Origin of the sequence: Acinetobacter sp. ACIN00229 (genome assembly GCF_016106645.1) — a bacterium.
Lineage (GTDB): Bacteria > Pseudomonadota > Gammaproteobacteria > Pseudomonadales > Moraxellaceae > Acinetobacter > Acinetobacter oleivorans.
This window is the reverse complement of the sequence record NZ_JADWOM010000004.1, coordinates 171,357-190,210: the sequence shown is the minus strand read 5'-3', so window position 1 is coordinate 190,210 and position 18,854 is coordinate 171,357. Positions and strand designations below refer to the sequence as shown.

At 36.7% G+C, this 18,854-nt stretch carries 21 protein-coding genes; 9 read left to right on the top strand and 12 right to left on the bottom strand.

The window, feature by feature from the left end:
- Positions 1-18 precede the first annotated feature (18 nt).
- Positions 19-447: an MAPEG family protein gene (locus I7H67_RS05270; RefSeq protein ID WP_198307281.1), complete on the bottom strand. Its 429-nt coding sequence runs from the start codon at positions 445-447 to the stop codon at positions 19-21.
- A gap of 180 nt (positions 448-627) precedes the next feature.
- Here I7H67_RS05270 and I7H67_RS05265 point away from each other — a divergent pair, with 180 nt between their 5' ends.
- From I7H67_RS05265 to I7H67_RS05255, 3 genes are all read left to right on the top strand, one after another.
- Entirely contained in the window at positions 628-1,212 is a 585-nt protein-coding gene (locus tag I7H67_RS05265; RefSeq protein ID WP_198307280.1) for a GNAT family N-acetyltransferase, read from the top strand.
- Positions 1,213-1,368: 156 nt separating this feature from the next.
- Complete coding sequence (locus I7H67_RS05260; protein WP_198307279.1) at positions 1,369-3,540, top strand: TonB-dependent siderophore receptor; 2,172 nt, start codon at positions 1,369-1,371, stop codon at positions 3,538-3,540.
- A 48-nt stretch (positions 3,541-3,588) separates the two neighbouring features.
- Positions 3,589-4,266, top strand: coding sequence for a hypothetical protein (locus I7H67_RS05255; RefSeq protein WP_198307278.1), 678 nt, complete (start codon positions 3,589-3,591; stop codon positions 4,264-4,266).
- 136 nt (positions 4,267-4,402) lie between these two features.
- Here I7H67_RS05255 and I7H67_RS05250 read toward each other — a convergent pair whose 3' ends face one another.
- Positions 4,403-4,873, bottom strand: a complete 471-nt coding sequence (locus I7H67_RS05250; protein WP_151823205.1) for a spore coat U domain-containing protein — start codon at positions 4,871-4,873, stop codon at positions 4,403-4,405.
- A gap of 509 nt (positions 4,874-5,382) precedes the next feature.
- On the opposite strand from I7H67_RS05250, the gene I7H67_RS05245 reads away from it, so the two are divergent.
- The 6 genes from I7H67_RS05245 to I7H67_RS05220 all read left to right on the top strand — a co-directional run bounded on the left by I7H67_RS05245 (position 5,383) and on the right by I7H67_RS05220 (position 10,580).
- Entirely contained in the window at positions 5,383-5,820 is a 438-nt protein-coding gene (locus I7H67_RS05245) for a DUF2147 domain-containing protein (RefSeq protein WP_049837319.1), read from the top strand.
- Between the two features lie 334 nt (positions 5,821-6,154).
- On the top strand, positions 6,155-7,234 hold the full coding sequence (locus I7H67_RS05240; RefSeq protein ID WP_198307277.1) for an ABC transporter substrate-binding protein: 1,080 nt from the start codon (positions 6,155-6,157) through the stop codon (positions 7,232-7,234).
- Positions 7,235-7,243: 9 nt separating this feature from the next.
- Positions 7,244-8,023: an ABC transporter permease gene (locus I7H67_RS05235; protein ID WP_013198368.1), complete on the top strand. Its 780-nt coding sequence runs from the start codon at positions 7,244-7,246 to the stop codon at positions 8,021-8,023.
- A complete protein-coding gene (locus I7H67_RS05230; RefSeq protein WP_198307276.1) occupies positions 8,023-8,814 on the top strand; it encodes an ABC transporter ATP-binding protein in 792 nt (263 codons plus the stop codon). Before I7H67_RS05235 ends, I7H67_RS05230 begins: the two co-directional genes overlap by 1 nt.
- Before the next feature lie 16 nt (positions 8,815-8,830).
- Entirely contained in the window at positions 8,831-9,853 is a 1,023-nt protein-coding gene (locus I7H67_RS05225) for a D-cysteine desulfhydrase (RefSeq protein ID WP_198307275.1), read from the top strand.
- Between the two features lies 1 nt (position 9,854).
- Entirely contained in the window at positions 9,855-10,580 is a 726-nt protein-coding gene (locus I7H67_RS05220; protein WP_198307274.1) for an aspartate/glutamate racemase family protein, read from the top strand.
- A 141-nt stretch (positions 10,581-10,721) separates the two neighbouring features.
- Here the strand turns inward: I7H67_RS05220 and I7H67_RS05215 are convergent, their stop codons facing one another.
- From I7H67_RS05215 to I7H67_RS05170, 10 genes are all read right to left on the bottom strand, one after another.
- Positions 10,722-12,038: an MFS transporter gene (locus I7H67_RS05215; RefSeq protein WP_198307273.1), complete on the bottom strand. Its 1,317-nt coding sequence runs from the start codon at positions 12,036-12,038 to the stop codon at positions 10,722-10,724.
- A gap of 113 nt (positions 12,039-12,151) precedes the next feature.
- On the bottom strand, positions 12,152-13,090 hold the full coding sequence (locus tag I7H67_RS05210; protein WP_198307272.1) for a hydroxymethylglutaryl-CoA lyase: 939 nt from the start codon (positions 13,088-13,090) through the stop codon (positions 12,152-12,154).
- A complete protein-coding gene (locus I7H67_RS05205; RefSeq protein WP_013198374.1) occupies positions 13,087-14,280 on the bottom strand; it encodes a CaiB/BaiF CoA transferase family protein in 1,194 nt (397 codons plus the stop codon). The genes I7H67_RS05210 and I7H67_RS05205 overlap by 4 nt, the downstream gene beginning before the upstream one ends.
- A gap of 111 nt (positions 14,281-14,391) precedes the next feature.
- Positions 14,392-15,318: a LysR family transcriptional regulator gene (locus I7H67_RS05200; RefSeq protein ID WP_198307271.1), complete on the bottom strand. Its 927-nt coding sequence runs from the start codon at positions 15,316-15,318 to the stop codon at positions 14,392-14,394.
- 161 nt (positions 15,319-15,479) lie between these two features.
- Entirely contained in the window at positions 15,480-16,034 is a 555-nt protein-coding gene (locus I7H67_RS05195; protein ID WP_198307270.1) for a TetR/AcrR family transcriptional regulator, read from the bottom strand.
- Positions 16,035-16,654: 620 nt separating this feature from the next.
- Positions 16,655-16,843, bottom strand: coding sequence for a hypothetical protein (locus I7H67_RS05190; RefSeq protein WP_081309099.1), 189 nt, complete (start codon positions 16,841-16,843; stop codon positions 16,655-16,657).
- Between the two features lie 147 nt (positions 16,844-16,990).
- Entirely contained in the window at positions 16,991-17,461 is a 471-nt protein-coding gene (locus I7H67_RS05185; protein WP_140947396.1) for a hypothetical protein, read from the bottom strand.
- Between the two features lie 96 nt (positions 17,462-17,557).
- Positions 17,558-17,707: a hypothetical protein gene (locus I7H67_RS05180; protein WP_198307269.1), complete on the bottom strand. Its 150-nt coding sequence runs from the start codon at positions 17,705-17,707 to the stop codon at positions 17,558-17,560.
- A gap of 217 nt (positions 17,708-17,924) precedes the next feature.
- Positions 17,925-18,134: a cold-shock protein gene (locus tag I7H67_RS05175; protein ID WP_013198382.1), complete on the bottom strand. Its 210-nt coding sequence runs from the start codon at positions 18,132-18,134 to the stop codon at positions 17,925-17,927.
- Positions 18,135-18,370: 236 nt separating this feature from the next.
- On the bottom strand, positions 18,371-18,691 hold the full coding sequence (locus I7H67_RS05170; protein WP_013198383.1) for a hypothetical protein: 321 nt from the start codon (positions 18,689-18,691) through the stop codon (positions 18,371-18,373).
- Between the last annotated feature and the right edge of the window lie 163 nt (positions 18,692-18,854).

Genomic DNA, 18,854 nt, shown 5'->3' with positions numbered 1-18,854 from the left:
CAGCCACATGCATCCTTTTCAGGCTGAAATAACCCTATATACGATCTGACTAGCCATAATAAATAAACAAAGCACTCCTACGCTATATGAAATTGTGCGCCATGGCTGCATAGAAGTTAGATATGTCAAAGTATGAGTGACTCTAAAAAATGTAAAAATAATAAATAACCACTTCGTGATGATATAGTCTGTATTTAAGAAAATACATAAAGCACCCAACACCCAGAAAATTGGAATATTTTCTAAATCATTCAACCAAGCCTGTTGTGCTCTAGCCACTTGTGGTAACTCGGCAGTATGTGCTGGCACTCTTAAAAAGCCCGCGTCTTCTATATTCTTAAAAGCCTTATTTTTAATTCTGTAATATCCTTGATATGCAGATATTCCGAACATTTTTACAAATAATAAAACCGTACATAATGCGTAAACATATAAAAGACTATTCATTTATTTCTCTGAGGCACAAATTATAATTTATGTATCTATATAATATTTATCACATTGTTATTAATAAAAAAATACTCCTTTAGTACTTATGGTAATTTGACTTTAAATACGATCCAAAGTCGATTTAAATAAGATTTGGGTAAAACTCTTTTTTGATAACTTTCAGACAGGACCTCTGTTATGACCCCAAACATCATACTTTCAAGTGATCGTATTCGGTTACGCCTTTTAAAGATTGAAGATTCAAGAGATTTAGTCGCCGCTGCATCAGACGGAGAACTATGGAACCTTCCTTTCACTGTAGTCCCTTCAGCAGAAACAATAGATGACTATATTCACCTTGCGCTAGAAGGTTATCAAGCAGGTACAGTTCTTCCTTTTGTTGTTGAAGATATCGCTACAGGAAAGATCATTGGATCTACGAGATTTTGGAAAATAGATAGAAAAAATTTAAAGTTAGAAATTGGAAGTACTTGGTATTCGAAATCTTGGCAGCGAACATACGCAAATACGGAAGCAAAATATTTGCTTCTTAAATATGCCTTTGAGGAATTAAATTGCGTCAGAGTTCAGCTTACAACAGATGTGCTCAATGAAAAATCACAGAATGCGATTTTAAGACTCGGTGCCCAGAAGGAAGGTGTTGTAAGAAATGAGAGAATTATGCCTGATGGAAGAAAAAGGAATTCTGTCAGATTTAGTATCATTGATGAAGAGTGGCCAAAAATAAAAGAGAATCTTATTAAAAAGTTAAATTGTTATTAATTTTTCTTCTCTTTTATTCCTCTTTAAAAACATTGCAAATGATTCTCATTTATATATACTTTACACACTTTTTTTGAGTCTAGTCGGCTCTCTTGCTCGCTTGAATAGTCGCTCTTTTTTAGCCTTTCACGATGTTTATATCACTTAGGTATACGTATGTTTTCTTTCTCCCCGCGTAAAAATTTAATTACTGTTGAAATTTTAAAACATAGTAGCCCCTTGCTTTTATCCCTCATCCCTATTATGTCTTGGGCAGAAACAACTGCGATCCCACCAGCGCAGCTAGAGACTATTAAAGTTCAGGCGGAAGCGAACTCAAGCTATATCGAAAATCAAACGGCATCGACCTTACGAGGCAATCAAAAAAATCTAGAAAGCCCACAAACCGTAAATGTCGTTTCTAAGCAATATATGAAAGACTATTTACCTGCAAATCTGGACAATGCACTGACCCAAGTCAGCGGCATTACGCAGGGTAATACTTTAGGCGGTACGCAAGATACAGTAATGAAGCGTGGTTTTGGTGATAACCGTGACGGTTCAATTACCGTAAATGGTATGCCGATTGTGCAAGGCCGAACCATGAATGCGGCTGTTGAACAAGTTGAAGTTTTAAAAGGCCCGTCTTCGTTACTCTATGGCATTATGGACCCGGGCGGTGTGGTTAATGTCATTACAAAGAAACCTGAGGCTACTCAGAAAACTGAACTTTCAATATATGGTTCAAGCTTTGCTGCGGGCAAAAATGGTTTAGGCGCAAGCATCGATACCACGGGCGCGATTAGTGATAGTAACTTTTCCTATCGCTTTATTGCCGATCACTCAGATGCAGACTATTGGCGTAATTTTGGTAACCTCAAACAGTCACTAATTGCTCCATCTTTAGCGTGGGATAATGGTCAAACTAAAGTGAACCTGAGCTATCAATACCGCCACTTTGATGTACCTTTTGATCGCTCTATCGTTTTTGATCCAAAAACAAACAAAGCCCTACCCATCTCTAAATATCAACGTCTAGATGAAGCTTTTAACCAAATGAAAGGTGAAGATCATTTAGCTCAACTGTTGGTAGATCACCAAATTAATGATAATTGGTCGGCTCACTTTGGTTATACCTACAACTACGAAACCTATGATGCCAATCAGTTACGTGTAACCAAGTTAGATACAGCCAATCATACGGTTACACGCCGTACCGATGCGACTTTAAATGCAGAAAGTATAGACAGTAACGCCCAAGCGTATATCAATGGTTCAACCAACTTATTTGGTTTAAAGCATGATATTCAGTTCGGTTCAGACATCGAATATCGCAAATATTTCCGTCCAGATATGGTTCGTGGTGATACCTCAACCTTAGATTATTTAAATCCAAGTTTTGGAACTGTTGAACCATCTCAAAATGTTGTCGCATCAGATAGCGACCAAACTGATAAACTACATACCTATGGTTTTTATGTTCAAGATGCCATTCATTTAAATGAAAAATGGATTGCTGTACTTGGTGGTCGTTACCTTAACTATGAGCAAACTGCTGGACGTGGCAGACCATTTAAGGAAAATACCAACACCAACGATGATGCTTGGCTCCCACACGCAGGTTTAGTCTATCAATGGAATGACCAACTTTCATTCTATGGTAGTTATACCGAGTCACTTAAGCCATCTTCTTCAATTGCTCCTTTAGGCGGCGACGCTGTTATTAATGCAGATGTTCAACCTGAACAAGCTAAGTCTTATGAAGTTGGTGCAAAATATGAGTTAAATGACCGTATTAAAGCCAATTTTGCAATCTACGATATTAAAAAACGTAATGTTTTAGCCAAAATTACCAACTCATCTACTAATGAAGTTGAACTGCATACAACGGGTGCTGTTCGCTCTAAAGGTGCTGAACTCGACCTGACAGGCCGTCTAACAGATCAGCTTGATGCGACCCTCACCTATGCCTATACAGATGCTAAAGTGACTGAAGATGAAAGTGGTCTAGAAGGTAACCGCCTAAACAATGTGGCACGTAATACAGCTTCTCTGGCATTGGCCTATAATTATGGGCAGCTCTACAACGGTAACTTACGTTTAGGCTTGAGTGGTAATTATGTAGGAAAACGTGCTGGTGATTCGGAAAATACCTTTGACCTACCTGACTACACACTAGCGAATGCCTTTGTGGGTTATGACACCACCATTGCTAAACAAGCGGTCACTTTCCAATTTAATTTAAATAATATCTTTGACACCACCTACTACACAGCTAGCGTCAATAATTTGGCCGTATCTCAAGGTGACTCTCGCCAAGCTGTATTACGCGCAACCTTTAAATTTTAAAACACAGGATCAGAGCAGTGTTTAAAGCGCTGCTCTTTCGAGATCAATATGAAAAAGCTTCTTTCTACGGTAGTGTTGATTGGCACACTGTTTAGCTCTTCTGTTTACGCCCAAACACGAATTGCCCTGATCTCACAGGTTAAAGGTGCATCGGCCAGTACAGATGTCGCTATTCAAAAATACTTGCAGAGCAAAGGCTATCAAGTTGAGGTATTAGATCAATCTGTTTCACCGAATAATTTAAAGAACACAGATTTAGTCATTATTTCTTCTACAGTCGCGTCTAAAAATCTTCAATCGGGTTGGCGCCAACTCGCCATTCCACTGATGACGTGGGAAAACGATTATCTTGATGATTTGGCTATGACAGGTAAACGAATTAATAGCGATTTTGGCGAAGTCGAGAAAGAACGTTATTTGTGGTTGGTCAACGCGCCACATCCACTCTCTGCACATCTTTCTGCGGGAACTCACAATGTGTATAAAGCCCAAGCACCTATGAGTTGGGGCAAACCCGGTTTAGGTGCCACCATTATCGCGACTGTGTATGGGCAACCTGAAAAAGTGGCAATCTGGGGTTATGAGAAAGGTGCAACCATGGACTATGAATCTTTAGCGCCAGCAAAAAGACTCATGTTTTTTCTTAACAACGACACATTTACCAATCTATCTGACGATGGATTAAAACTGTTTGATGCCTCAATTCAATGGTTGAGCAATAAATAAAATCATTTATGTAGCTCAAGAAGGTTCTACTCATTGCACCTTGTTGAGCTATGCAAGAATTTGATATCAAATCAGGGTGATTAAAATATTGGCCTTTCAGCTTTACAGCAGAAGCGCTTTATTTATTATTCTTTTATTAATATATAACGTTTACCCGTACCCAATCTTCATACTTGGTCGCCTGAACATTGGTACTTGATGTAATTGCCCCATGAATAGGAATATTTTCTTTCATCCCTGTGGCAACTCCTGAATATATTTTACTTCCCTGGCCTCCCCAAATTTGAGTATGACCAGCATCTTGATAAAGTACATATGCAACAGATGCTGGGCTAGCAGCAGATTTAAGTTCAAAGTTATTGTCTGAAGTTACCGCCAATTGATACGGTGTATTTTGACTACATTGCACAGATACATCCGTTCTTGCAGCAGCAACTGGCTGAGAACGAACGACTGAACCAAAATCTAAATTTCCTTGTGTAGAAACTTCACACGTTTCAATAATCGTTAAACTGACTCTTAATGATGTAGATGCATTTCCAGCATCTGCACTATTTATTGTCAGCATACTCATCAGAGAAAATAAAGTGTATTTAAGGACTTTCATTTCTTCTCCTTAACTTTTTGTTCTAATGTCTATTCATCTTTATATTGTGTTTTTTCTGTTCTGGTTAAAGAAACAGCTTCAGGATCTTTTAGTTATAAAACTTAATATTGCACACTGTCAATAAATACTAAACGCATGATTTGAATGTTATTTTTATATTTTGTGACGTACTACACGAAATCTAACTAATTTAAAAATTAGTTGATGTTTTTAGTCCTCTTCAGCATAAGTACCATCATTCCTTATCAAACTATATATTTACTTAATCTATCTCTCATTCTAAAAATTATTAATAATTTATTATCAGCTTTTAAAACCTTATTTAATCATTCTGTCCATTCTCGCAATTGCATAAATAAATTGATCAAAATAATATTCATGCAAATAGATTATAACTTCACATATTGTTTAGCTTAAAGATTCAATACCAAGAAAACTGTGAAGTTAAATTTAAAATGAATAATTCGGACCTTTAAAACCATCCATTTTTAATTTGAGAAATGCTTGATATGAAAAAATATTTACTCTTACTTTTACTTAGCTTTTATTCAATTCATTCATTTGCTTCGGACAAATTACATGGTAGTGTTTGGAAAACAATTGATGATGCAACCAATCAACCAAGAGCACTGGTAAGATTCAGCGAGGATAAAAATGGCAATCTGTCTGCGAACATCGAAAAAATACTTGTTCCAAATGAAGCTAACAAATGTACGATGTGTGAAGGTACTTACAAAAACAAATCTTTGATTGGCCTAACCATTGTCAAAAATTTAAAAAGTGTTGGTCAAAATAAATATGACAAGGGATCTATCCTCGACCCACAGTCAGATAAAACTTATAAATTTAGTGTAACCGTATCACCAGATGGTGAAAAACTTACCGCGCGTGGCTACATTGGTATTTCTGCAATTGGCCGAAACCAAACGTGGTATCGAATTAAATAAGCTCCTAAATCGTTAAAAGCCCTACTTATAAATTGCATGGTTTTTTGAAGTGATCATTTACCTCAAAAGCCATGTATTTTTTGAATATTCTTAAGTTAATTAATAATTTTAATCATGCACTAAACCTATAAATAAATAATTTTTAAGAGCTCTTATTTTTTTCAGACACCAATTTCAACTCAAAATATAACTATCAATTTTAAGTGATAAATAATTCTTTTTTAATGATAAATATAAACTCATCTTTGCATATATCCATTCCACTTTTTCATATTTTTATTAATCATAAATTTTCACTAAGATCGAATAAATTTCGAAAATTACTGGAAATATAATGTTGTTTGCAACACGTTTTCACTTAAAAAACGCTGTCTTATCAGTAGGGGTTCTCAGCTTTGCACTTTTAACCGGTTGTGGAAATAATTCTCAGCAAAATAATGAAACTAAGGCAGAAGCTTCTCAAACTGCGGCTGCCGCTGAACTGCCTAAAGAAGTACGTTTTGCTTGGGGTGGTGGTCCACGAGTTTGGGTTCTTGGTAAGGCTGATGGAGATTTTGAAAAAGCTTTAGGTACAAAAATTAAGTGGGTTGAATTTGCTTCGGGTGCTGATGTAATTAATTACTTTGCCGCAAATGAAATTGATATTGCTCGTTTTGGCTCAAGCCCAGCTGTTGCAGGTATTACTCGCGGATTACCAATTGAAATCATTGGTTTGGAAGGTCTAATTTCTGGTGCAGAACGTTTAATTGTTCGCCCTGATATTAAAAATCTGCAAGGTCTGGTTGGTAAAAAAGTTGCCTTCCCTGCCAACTCCACCGCGCAATATGCTTTAGAACAAGCGCTTGCATTAAATAAAATTGATAAATCAAAAATCAAATTAATCCCACTTAAGCCTGCTGAAATTGTATCTGCATGGACACGTGGTGATATTGATGCGGCCTATGTTTGGGGACCATTTACTCAACAGCTAGAGAAAGAAGGCGGTAAAGAAATTTATCGTACAACGACGTTAAATGAAAAAGGCATTTTGGTTTATAACAACTTCGCTGTCCGTAAAGAGTTTGCAGAAAAACACCCTGATCTTGTAATTAAATTCCTGAAAGCTTACCAAGATCAAGTTGATGAATATAAAAGTGATCCTAAAGCTGCTTCTGAAAAAATCTCTAAATACTTAAGTCTTCCATATGACCAAGTCGAAACCACACTTGCTGGTATCGAATATATTCAACTAAAAGATCAAGCCTCTGAAAAATATTTAGGTGCAACATCAAACGATGAAAACTCTGGCTTGGCTAAAGCAACTCAAGATATCGCTAAATTTTTAGTCAGTATTGGCGAGTTGAAACAATCTGATGTTCCAAAGAGTTATGCGCCTAATATCGACAGTAAATACCTTATTGAAGCGACAAAATAAGGTTATCAAATGATTCAGTTGAACCCGTTTAAAGTAAAAGTGATTAGTACATTATCGCTAATCACTTTTGTGATTATTTGGCAACTTGTGTGTACATTTAAACTTGTCTCACCCATTTTGTTGCCCTCTCCTCTACAGATTTTAGATACAGTTTTAGATTTATTTAAAAACGGTTACCGAGATGCTCCTTTTTATCAACACATTTTAGTCAGCACGGCGCGCGCCTTCTTTGCTTTCTTCGTTGCAATCGTTATTGGTGTGCCTTTGGGATTATTAATGGGCCGTAGTCCTGTACTTAATGCCATTTTAGATCCATTTGTACAATTCTTACGTCCTATTCCCAAAATTGCCCTCATTCCATTGGTTGTTGTTTGGCTAGGAATTGGTGAGGAATCTAAATTTTTCCTTATTTTTATTGCGACTTTACTGAGTGTCATTGTGGGTGCAACCGCAGCAAGCCAAAACGTTCCATATGGTTTGATTCAAGCAGCACAAACGATGGGCTTAGGAAAAACAGCAATCTTATTCCGCGTCATTTTACCCTCTTCGCTTCCTGAAATTTTCACCACCATTCGTTTATCTATTGGTATTGGTTGGACATCATTAATTGCAGCGGAAATGGTTGCAGCGACTTCTGGTTTAGGCTGGATGATTATTAATGCGGGTTCTTATTTACGTACAGATGTGGTGATTGTCGGGATTATTTTACTTGGAACAATTGGCTTTATTTTAGATTGGCTCATTGTGAAAGCACAGCAAAAATGGGCCCCTTGGACAGGAAAAGCATAATGACTCAACCATTTATTGAGCTAAATAATGTTCAGAAAATATTTAAACAAAACAAGACGGAAAATACGGTCTTAGAAGATATTAATCTTAAAATTCCTGAAGGTCAGTTTGTTTGCTTACTTGGGCCTTCTGGCTGTGGTAAATCAACTATTTTGAACTTGCTTGCTGGTTTTGAAAAACCAACTTTAGGTGAGATTTATGTAGATGGTCAAACCGTCTCAGCACCGGGCATTGACCGAGCTGTTGTATTTCAACAAGCTCAATTATTTCCTTGGCTCACAGTAAAAGAAAATATTCAATTTCCACTTAAGCAATCAAAAGCTGAAGCTAAATATATTGCTGAGCAAACTGAATATTACTTAGAAAAAACGGGTTTAAAGAAGTTTGAAAATCATCGAATCTGGCAAATCTCAGGCGGTATGAAGCAACGTGTTGCCCTTGCCCGTGCGTGGGTCATGAAGCCAAAGATTTTATTAATGGATGAGCCTTTTGGGGCTTTAGATGCTCAAACACGTATTTTAATGCAGGAAACACTGACTCAGCTTTGGCAAGACAATAAAACTACCGTTTTATTTGTTACTCACGATATTGATGAATCTCTACTTTTAGCAGATCGCATTATTTTAATGGCAGGCCATCCCGGGCGTATTGCCAAAGATATTCAAGTGAATTTACCTCGTGCGCGTAGCATTGAAAATATTACGCCACAGCAAGAATTTATTGAAACCAAAAAACATATTTTAGAAATTATGCGCAAAGAAGTAAGCCGCATGATTGATTACATACATTAAATTTTAGGACATTATTATGTTATTAAGTCATTTACCGCGCGTTCAACTGGTTCATGCGCCTACTCCTCTAGAGTTTTTACCTAACTTAACTAAAGCGTTAAATGGTCCCCAGATTTACATCAAACGAGACGATGCTACAGGGCTGGCTACAGGTGGCAATAAAACTCGCAAATTAGAATTTTTAATTGGTGATGCACTTACAAAAGGTGCAACCCATGTACTGACTCAAGGTGCAACTCAATCTAACCATGTTCGCCAAACGATTGCAGCAGCAAATAAATTTGGTTTAAAGGCATCTGTTTTACTCGAACAGCGCGTTAGTGATGGTACAGATGAATATTACAACAATGGAAACTTATTGCTCGACGAGATTTTAGGTGCAACATCAATTGAGGTAGTTCCGGGTGGCACCGACATGGTGGCTGCTTTAGAAGCCAAAGCAAAAGAATTAGAACTACAAGGTGAACGTCCGTACATTATTCCGGGTGGTGGTTCAAACGCTATTGGTGCTTTAGGTTATGTATCAACAGCAATTGAATTAATTAACCAACTTAACCAAATTCAACTGGCTCCGACTCATCTTGTACATGCAACAGGTAGCACGGGTACTCAAGCTGGCCTTTTAGCGGGTATTGCGGCAACTCACTCAAACTTACCAGTACTCGGTATTAGCGTTCGTGCTGAAAAATCTAAACAAGAAGAAAATGTTTATAAACTTACTCGTGCAACATTAGAACATCTTGGTTTAAGCGCAGATCTTATTGCCCGTGAAAAAGTGATTGCAAATAGTGACTATGTCGGTGATGGCTATGGTATTCCAACTGATAGCATGGTTGAAGCTGTTAAATTGCTGGCTCGAACTGAAGGTATTTTGCTTGACCCTGTTTACTCAGGTAAAGGTTTTGCGGGTTTAGTCGACCTCATCCGTCAGGGTCATTTCACTAAAGATGACAAAGTGATCTTCCTTCATACAGGCGGTGCCGTAGGCTTATTCGGTTATCGTAAAACCTTCTCTAACAAAGATGCATACCGTTTGTAAGATGACAGAATTTTCAGAACTCCCCACCCTTGGAATTTTGGGTGGTATGGGACCGGGCGCTGCTGTTGATTTTCAACAGCGTCTGCTCGATGCAAGCCCTGCTACTAAAGATCAGGAACATATTCCAACAATCGCTTGGAATCACGGCGGTATTCCTGACCGACAACTTGCACTTAAAAACCTAGGTGAAAGTCCTTTAAATGCCATGTTACATGGACTAAAAATTTTAGAGCGTAGCGGTGTCTCTAAAATCGCCATTCCATGTAATACCGCACACTTCTGGCATTCTGACTTACAGCAAAACACCCCTATTGAAATCTTAAATATGGTTGAAATTACGGTACAACAGATTTTAAAGAAATATCAATCTGGTGATAAAGTCGGAATATTAGCAACCAAAGGCGCCCTTTCTACTCAGTTGTATCAACTTGAGTTAAGCAAGCATGGCATTCCTTTTGTCATTAATTCGGATCAAGAAATTGAACAGGAATTTATGCCCGCTGTTTATGCTGTAAAACGCAATCAATCGGCAAAAGCGGGTATCGTTTTTCAAGAGTTAAGCCAAAGACTCATAGATCAAGGTGCTGGTTCGATTATTTTAGCTTGTACAGAAATTCCAATTGGGTTACATGCAATCCAGTCTCCAATTTTAGATGTGAGCTTTGATACCACACAAATTTTGGCAGATGCTTGTGTACATTGGTTTTATAGGAATACACAACTCTAAAATAATGTTCTTCGAATCTAAAAACTGAATAATTAGCCGAAACCAAACGTGGTATCGAATTAAGTAAGCTTCTAGATCACTTTCATATTAACTACACTCATGCTACAGCCAACAAAGTGGCTTTGAGCATGAGTGAATCATTTAACCTTTCTCTTGTAATCGTTTTGGCGTAGCCCATATCAATAGTGCAATACACACAACACATAAGCTTGCAATAATATATAGAGCGGGCGTTGTACTACCTGTTATGTCTTTAATATGGCCAACCATAATAGGACTAACAATCCCGCCCATTTGCCCTAATGTATTAATGAGTGCTGTACCACCAGCAGCCCCCGCCCCAGCTCCGACCAAGACTTTAGGTGGTAAATTCCAAAAAGAAGGAATTGCAGCAACAATACCCGCCCCTAATAACGCAAGCGAAATGACGACTACAACTGGGTTTGCATCAAAGAAACCGGCGGTGAAGAAACCGATAGCACCTAAAGAGAGTAAACCAGCAGTAAATTTTAAACGCTCCCCAGATTTGTCCGCTAAACGCCCAACAATTACCATCGTAATTGCTCCCATGAGATATGGAATGGCACTAAGAAAACCAATCACTTGAGTATCATCAATACCTGAGCTTTTTATTAATTGTGGTCCCCAGAAGTTTAGACCATAAGATGCAATCTGAATCAGAAAATAGATAACACCTAAAATTAATAATCCCGGCGTTTTAATGGCAGCCCATAATGAGTGAGAAGCTTTTTCTGGTTGTTTAGGTTCAACCAAGCGTTTCAAATGAGCTTTTTCTGAGGATGATAACCACTGCGCATCATCAATACGATCTTTTAAGTAAGTTAAAACGCAAAGACCCAACAGAACACACGGAATACCTCCCAATAGAAATAACCAGTGCCACCCACGCATGTTCATTACACCATCAAGTGATGACAACAACACGCCTGAAATTGGTCCTCCAAAGATGCCTGAAAAAGCAGAAGCAAGGAAGAATAAGGAAATAATTCGACCACGATAGGTTTGAGGAAACCAAAGGGTCATATAATACAGTACACCCGGAGCAAAGCCAGCCTCCATTGCACCAATCAAGAAACGTAATACATAAAATTGCCATTCAGTAGTTACAAACACCATTAAGGCTGTTGCAACACCCCAAGAAACCATGATGCGTGCAATCCATTTTCTCGCACCAAATTTATGTAGCAATAAATTACTAGGTACTTCAAATATGACATACCCAATTACAAACAAACTGGCACCAAGGCCATAGGCTGTATTACTTAGAGATAAATCAGCTTGTAACTGAAACTTGGCAAAACTAATATTAATACGATCAAAAAAGGCAAATAAGTAACACACCATAATTAATGGCATGATTTTCCATGCTACTTTTTTTATTAATTGCTTTTCGGCAATTGCATCAGCCGATAATTCCATGCTTTGCTTTAAACTCATTTATTTTCTCCTGAAAATGAGCCTCAAAACACGTCTTCTCAAGTTTTTAAAGACGAGTTGACCGATGACGATACGAATATCGTCTTATCTCGAACTAACTTGAATGACGTATCTTAATTAAGTGATTTGATATAATCCGGTATCGGATGTAAGTCTATATTTCGACCCGCCTTGGCAAGCTGGCTTGGTGTGTCATGCCCTAAAAGTGCGGGTAGCGTTCTCGAAAGTTGAATGAGAGCATCTAAATCAATAGTGGTCGGTATTCCCATTTCTTCGCACATATTGACCAAATCTTCAGTACAGATATTTCCTGAAGCACCTGGTGCAAATGGGCACCCACCTAAACCTCCCAATGCAGCATCAAACCGTCTTGCTCCTGCTTCATAAGCTGCAAGAACATTAGTTAGCCCCAAGCCACGTGTATTATGAAAGTGTAAGGTCAGTTGCTCAGACGAAATTAACGATAAAACGTGAGAGACAATTCTTTTCACTTGCACTGGGTTCGCCATGCCAGTGGTATCTGCCAGTGTAATATTATGAATACCCAGCTCTAAATAATGTTCAACTAAGCTAAACACTTCCCTTTCACTAATCTTGCCTTCAAATGGACAGCCAAAAGTTGTTGCAACAGTTCCGTTAAACTGTGTTTTACCCTGTAGTTGCTCCACAATTTCGGTAAATCCTGCAAACGATTGAGCTTTTGTCATACGCATATTGGCAAGGTTATGGGTTTGGCTAGCAGAGAGCACAAGATTCAACTCATTTGCATTGGCTTCAATTGCCCGAAGCGCGCCTTTTAAATTTGGAATTAACCCAACATAAATAATATCTTTATGGCGTGTAATTCCAGTAAAAACCTCACCACCATCTCTCAGATTCGGAATCGCTTTTGGAGAGACAAAAGACCCTGCTTCAATTCGAGAGAAACCCATTGTCGACAACTGATTAATTAAATCAATTTTCTTTGTCGTGGGCACCCAAGTCGGCTCAATTTGCAAACCATCTCTTGGAGAGACTTCTTGTACGACAAGTAAGTCGGTAAATGCTGTCATTGCACTACTCCCGATACACGCAGGCTTTCAATATCTTCAGCTTGATAACCATATTGTTTTAAAACAGATTCGGTATGCTCACCCAGCTCAGGACCACGCCATTTGACCTGTCCCGGTGTTTCGGAGAGCTTCGGAACAATACCCGGCATTTTTACCACCTGACCATCAGGTAACTCGGTTGAAAGCAACATATCACGTGCATTAAAGTGCGGATCATTGACCATATCGGCTACAGAATAAATTCGCCCTGATGGAACCTCAGCCTGTTCGAGCTGCTGCAAGACTTCATCAATTGAATGCTGTCGGCTCCATGATTCAATTGCGGCATCTAGCAAATCACTTTGTTGCGCACGCCCATCGTTGTGTTCAAACTCAGGTCGATTTGCCAAATCTTCACGACCAATCACATGCATCAAGCGCTTAAAAATTGGATCACTGTTTCCAGCAATTACCACAAAAGCGTTGTCCTTGGTTCGATAGGTATTTGAAGGTGCAATGCCCGGTAACGAACCTCCAGAACGCTCACGAATAAAGCCATGCAAGTCGTATTCTGGGACAACACTTTCCATAATATTGAAGACACTCTCTGCAAGAGAGACATCAACAATCTGTCCGTTGCCGTTATTTGTTTTGATATTTACAATCGACATTAAAGCGCCAATCACCGCATGTAATGAGGCAAGTGAGTCACCCAAACTCACCCCAACTCGTGCAGGCGCAGAATCTTGGGAACCCGTGGTATAACGAATTCCACCCATTGCCTCACCAATTGCACCAAAGCCCGGTTTGTCTTTATAAGGGCCAGATTGCCCATAACCAGATATGCGAACAAAAGTCAGTTTAGGATTAATTGATTTTAAGGTTTCCCAATCTAGACCTAATTTTTCAAGTGCACCGGGACGCATGTTTTCGACCAGAATGTCGGTATCGACAATCATCTTTTTGATTAAAGCAATTGCTTCCGGTGACTTGAGATTAAGCGCTAAAGATTTCTTATTACGTGACTGTAAATACCACCACAAAGATGTTCCGTGATGTAACTTACGCCATTTACGAAGTGGATCGCCTTTGCCAATAGGCTCAATTTTTATGACTTCAGCACCGAACTCGGCAAGAATGCGTGTTGCAAAAGGAGCTGCAATTAGCGTTCCTATTTCTAGGACTTTTATTTTCTCAAGGGCTAGGCTCATAACAATCCATATTATATCTACTTCCGATAGAATTAAATTTATGGCGCAATGAGTAGTAATACAATTCTTAAAAGATCAACAAGCCTTCGTGTTTTGCGAAACCCATGAAAGTCATTCAGATTTAATTTCTTTATGTGGATGCATAAAATATTGTTTTAAAAGCAAAGTTACTGGATTTAAAAACTCATCATGCTTGGACACAAGATATAAGTCTCTTTTTGCCCAATCATCGGTTAACTCTACACTTGCCAGTCCCAAAGGTTTACCAAAGATTTCAAAAACCTTATGAGGCAAAATTCCAATCCCCATACCAGCCTGTACCATACGGCAAACAGCATCAAAACTTGTTACCAATATTCTGAGTTTGAGCTGCTTTCCTAGCGCTTCAGACTTTTGCTGCAAAATCCGATTAATCGCACTTTGAGTATGCAGACCAATAAAGTCATAATCTAATGCATCTTCAAAGGAAATGATTTTCTGGTTACTTAAATATTGCTGGTTTTGTATGACCGCAACCAGCCGATCGCTACGATAATGATAATAATCCAGATCTTCTGACAAATTCTCAGCAATGCAGATGCCTAAGTCGGCAATTTTATTACTTACATTTTGGATAATTTCTATACTTGGACGTTCTTCAAGCTCAATCTTAATTTGAGGATTTTCAACAATAAAAGGATGCAGACTTTCGGGTAAAAACTGAATGATTGTTGATAAATTTGCCTGTAATCGTACAAAACCTTTAATACCTATTTTGTATTCTTCTAATTCAACCGAAGCTTTATAAACCGAATCTAAAATGGTTCTGCAATGGTAAAGCAGGCTTTCACCAGCAGGTGTAATTTGCATGCCCTTACCATCACGAATAAACAATTTGGTTCCAATCAAATGCTCCAAATCAGTCAAACGCTTACTTGCAGCAGACAGCGCAATCATATTTTTTTCAGCGGCCTTACTCAGAGATTTTTCATCACAGACCGTCTGAAATATCTTTAAAGTTACTAAATCTAGTTTTCGAATAATATTTTCAATATGCATTACACATTACCAATCTTATAACTTGAAGCTTATGAGGCTAATCATGTAATAACATCATAAAACTATCACAATTCAGTTCATATATTTTATTGCCTCACAACTCTTGAATAATACTTTTATCTTGCTCTACAGTACTCATAATTGTGGGGTTGAACACTGCATCAAAATAAGCAATTACAAATCATATTCCAGTAGCTTTCTCTCTCATCTGCCTGCCCCGCACTTAAAAACTGAATAATTGCGCCTTCAATCATATATAAAAATAGTTTTGCGTCCTGAAAAGTCGCATCCGTTTTGAATACTCTAAGCTGACTATAGATTTCATTGATTAGCCATGTACGGTATTTAATTGCGACTTGATAGGCTTTTGAATAAGTCAGTTTTATCTCAAAAATGGCTTTAAATAATAAATAGTACAGTCCCTCTAAATCGGTATGTAAGAAATAAAGTTTCTTAAGTTTATCGGTGGCACTTTTGCTGTGGTCGTACTCAACAATTGAAACCACTTTTTCTTTTAAACGTTCTTTCTGCACAGTCAAACAGATTTCAACAAATCGTTCTTTCGAGTGAAAGTAATTATAAAAAGTCGCTTTTGGAATCTTTGACTCTTTTACGATTCTGTCGATTCCAACCGTATGAAAGCCATGATGGTGAAATAAATCAATCGACCTATTAATGACTTGAATGGCACGTGTAGGGAGAACTAACTTTGGCATTGTTTTACCGTTATAAAAAATTATTGTTGTTTCTAAATGAGATACTTTTTTGGGAGAAAAAAAGGCACAGCAAAGCCTATAAAGACTGTGCTTGGCACATCTCAAGTTTTGTTGTTCAAATAAGTTTTTTGAGCCGCAATGACTTAAAGCCTGAGAACCTTAGGGTGATCAAGCTACTTTAAATTTTTAAGCTGTGTTGTTATAGCTTTTGGCATTGAGAGCCAAGAAATAATGGATGTGCAAAGCCAACTCCTTTTTATTGGGAGTTCTGCCGAAACATTAAAATTATGGTGGCAGAACGAAAGAGGGTTGACGGACTGGTCATAGAGCCAGCACACCCGAAGGTGTCCCCCTCCCGTTCCACCGTAGAGGGGGCACGAGGGGCTAGACACTAAAGATATAAAACCTTTAATGCTTCTATGATACGGTCCGTCAAAACCGACTGGCGATGTAGGCCAGCAGGCAAAGGATAGTGTCCAACCCTCTTACAGTCAAGCACACGAAATGACATTTGTTTTAAAATAGATCATTAAAAAGTAAGGATAAATAATCAGCAAATTATTGTTAAATTGGGATTTATAAAGAGGCTTTTATCTGCTTAAAGTAGGAGGCAAAATCCATTAACGACTATATAGCGGATCTTCCTCAACAAAAAACACCTCACCCGATGAGGGTAAAACCCATTGATAAGTTCCTTCTATTTTCTGCATCTTTTCTTTAAAAATATCATATATCGCTATAAGGTTATGTTTTTCATCATATTCCCCTACATAGCCAAGTTCCTTTTCTTCATGAAAATCTCTAAACATTTTATGCATTTTTACAGCTCTAAGTTCCATATCTTTTCTCCTTTTTATTATCAATATAATTATTATGATCTCTTTTTATTTTCAATACTAAAAAAAATGTACCAAAATATATCTTATAGAAATATCAATTAAATAGTTATCGTAAATTTAATATTTATCAAACCTAAACTTTTCCATATCGTATGGTATGTCTAATTTCACACTCCATTGGTTTATTTTTTCACTCATTATAACGGCATCAACTTCAAAAGCATCTCGCTCACTAAAACCTTTTGTTTTTAAAAAATTAACAAAACTGGAAGAATTTATTTTATTAAGATATCCAACTCTTAAAGTATCTATATACACTGCAATTTTATTTGTTTCTTTTTCAAGGCATATTACAGCATTTTTAAAGACATTAGTTCTATCACTATTTTGATTGCCGACTAAAGTTATCAATTCTTCTTGGTATAAAGTTACAATTATTTCATGTTCGAAAAAGTTCTTATTCTCTGTAAATATTTTTCCAGCTATTTTTAGAGTACTTTCGGGGAGCTCCAGTTTAACTGTAGAAAAAACCTTAAATAAAATATAAGCAAAAACAAACAAAATTAAAATTATTATAATAAAAGACATATTAAAAACATTCCTCTTAATTTTATAAATTGGCAAAAAGAATCATTATTCTTTCTACCAACCCATCATTTAAGAAAAAACAAATTTATTATATTATTATTTTTTCTCAATTTTATCAATTTGATCAACTTTTTCTACAGCATTCTGATCAGGACTTTTAGGCTCAAACTCTTTACCGTCTTGCTGTTGCTGTTGTTGCTCTTTTGATTTGTCTTGATCGTTTTTAACTTGGTTTTGTTGAGACATTAGAGTCTCTCCTATTTAATGTTGTGTAGATGATTATCTAGCACTTAGTTAACATAGTCCTTTTACCTTTATATAGATACAATGCAAGTGTATCTGAATGTGATACCCTTGTTTAACATCATAATTATTAATATTTTAATTAATTTATAAATTATCTAGAAATTAATATACTTAAAAAACAAAAAAAAGCACCTAAGGTGCTTTTTTTCTAATTATATTATTGAACAACAATATTAATAGCAGAAGGACCTTTTTGTCCTTGAGCTATATTAAAACTAACACGTTGACCTTCATATAAGGTTTTAAAACCTGAACTACTGATTTCTTTAAAATGTGCAAAAACATCTGGACCTGCATCTTGTTGAATAAAACCAAAACCTTTAGTTTCATTAAACCATTTCACTGTACCAATTGCTGTATTAGACATAATATATCCTTTGATTTTTAATAATATAAAGCCATATTTTATGACTCATTGAACTTTGAAAATAATAACAAATTGAGTTTAAGATCTTAAAAAACGAAGGATTATGAATAAAACTACGATACTAAAAGAGGATTTACTAATAAGTCTTTTTTTCTAGTTAAATTGAGTATACGCTAAATAAATATTTATACAACAAATTTAAAAAATATTTATTTTATTTGCTATCACACAACAATTTAAAAATAATAACTTCTAGATACAGAAATACTTTTTATAAAACTTACCAACCAAAGAATAAATTCATATTGATTCTCAAAATTAGGGAGAAGGCTTAAATCAATTTTAACAATACGCTCTTTCATTGGCCTGTTTAAACAGCTTTCAAAATCAATAACAGAATATTTTAATTGTAAATTGTTTGTAGCTGCTTCTTTTTTAATTTCAACTAACAGTCTATTGAGACAATCAACTAAATCTTTAGAAGACTGATTTTTAAAGTGAATATTATTGTAAACACTTTCAGCCACATCAAAATATTTTTTCATTTCAGCATCCATATTTTTCTCATTTTTTAATTAATTTGATTGAGTATGCATGTAAAACTGTATCTTTATGTTGTATAAATATATTTATAGATCGAATCCCCCACTTTAATTAAAAATATCCCCTCCAATTAAGAACTTAAAATAATATATTTAAATAAATTGTAATTATTAAAAA

What these genes read in the sequence shown, in the direction of transcription:
- I7H67_RS05255 (WP_198307278.1), top strand. Translation starts at nt 3,589, where the DNA reads ATGAAAAAGCTTCTTTCTACGGTAGTGTTGATTGGCACACTGTTTAGC.
- I7H67_RS05270 (WP_198307281.1), bottom strand. Translation starts at nt 447, where the DNA reads ATGAATAGTCTTTTATATGTTTACGCATTATGTACGGTTTTATTATTT.
- I7H67_RS05210 (WP_198307272.1), bottom strand. Translation starts at nt 13,090, where the DNA reads ATGACAGCATTTACCGACTTACTTGTCGTACAAGAAGTCTCTCCAAGA.
- I7H67_RS05200 (WP_198307271.1), bottom strand. Translation starts at nt 15,318, where the DNA reads ATGCATATTGAAAATATTATTCGAAAACTAGATTTAGTAACTTTAAAG.
- I7H67_RS05190 (WP_081309099.1), bottom strand. Translation starts at nt 16,843, where the DNA reads ATGTTTAGAGATTTTCATGAAGAAAAGGAACTTGGCTATGTAGGGGAA.
- I7H67_RS05245 (WP_049837319.1), top strand. Translation starts at nt 5,383, where the DNA reads ATGAAAAAATATTTACTCTTACTTTTACTTAGCTTTTATTCAATTCAT.
- I7H67_RS05185 (WP_140947396.1), bottom strand. Translation starts at nt 17,461, where the DNA reads ATGTCTTTTATTATAATAATTTTAATTTTGTTTGTTTTTGCTTATATT.
- I7H67_RS05235 (WP_013198368.1), top strand. Translation starts at nt 7,244, where the DNA reads ATGATTCAGTTGAACCCGTTTAAAGTAAAAGTGATTAGTACATTATCG.
- I7H67_RS05175 (WP_013198382.1), bottom strand. Translation starts at nt 18,134, where the DNA reads ATGTCTAATACAGCAATTGGTACAGTGAAATGGTTTAATGAAACTAAA.
- I7H67_RS05250 (WP_151823205.1), bottom strand. Translation starts at nt 4,873, where the DNA reads ATGAAAGTCCTTAAATACACTTTATTTTCTCTGATGAGTATGCTGACA.
- I7H67_RS05205 (WP_013198374.1), bottom strand. Translation starts at nt 14,280, where the DNA reads ATGAGCCTAGCCCTTGAGAAAATAAAAGTCCTAGAAATAGGAACGCTA.
- I7H67_RS05195 (WP_198307270.1), bottom strand. Translation starts at nt 16,034, where the DNA reads ATGCCAAAGTTAGTTCTCCCTACACGTGCCATTCAAGTCATTAATAGG.
- I7H67_RS05215 (WP_198307273.1), bottom strand. Translation starts at nt 12,038, where the DNA reads ATGAGTTTAAAGCAAAGCATGGAATTATCGGCTGATGCAATTGCCGAA.
- I7H67_RS05225 (WP_198307275.1), top strand. Translation starts at nt 8,831, where the DNA reads ATGTTATTAAGTCATTTACCGCGCGTTCAACTGGTTCATGCGCCTACT.
- I7H67_RS05230 (WP_198307276.1), top strand. Translation starts at nt 8,023, where the DNA reads ATGACTCAACCATTTATTGAGCTAAATAATGTTCAGAAAATATTTAAA.
- I7H67_RS05180 (WP_198307269.1), bottom strand. Translation starts at nt 17,707, where the DNA reads ATGTCTCAACAAAACCAAGTTAAAAACGATCAAGACAAATCAAAAGAG.
- I7H67_RS05220 (WP_198307274.1), top strand. Translation starts at nt 9,855, where the DNA reads ATGACAGAATTTTCAGAACTCCCCACCCTTGGAATTTTGGGTGGTATG.
- I7H67_RS05170 (WP_013198383.1), bottom strand. Translation starts at nt 18,691, where the DNA reads ATGGATGCTGAAATGAAAAAATATTTTGATGTGGCTGAAAGTGTTTAC.
- I7H67_RS05260 (WP_198307279.1), top strand. Translation starts at nt 1,369, where the DNA reads ATGTTTTCTTTCTCCCCGCGTAAAAATTTAATTACTGTTGAAATTTTA.
- I7H67_RS05265 (WP_198307280.1), top strand. Translation starts at nt 628, where the DNA reads ATGACCCCAAACATCATACTTTCAAGTGATCGTATTCGGTTACGCCTT.
- I7H67_RS05240 (WP_198307277.1), top strand. Translation starts at nt 6,155, where the DNA reads ATGTTGTTTGCAACACGTTTTCACTTAAAAAACGCTGTCTTATCAGTA.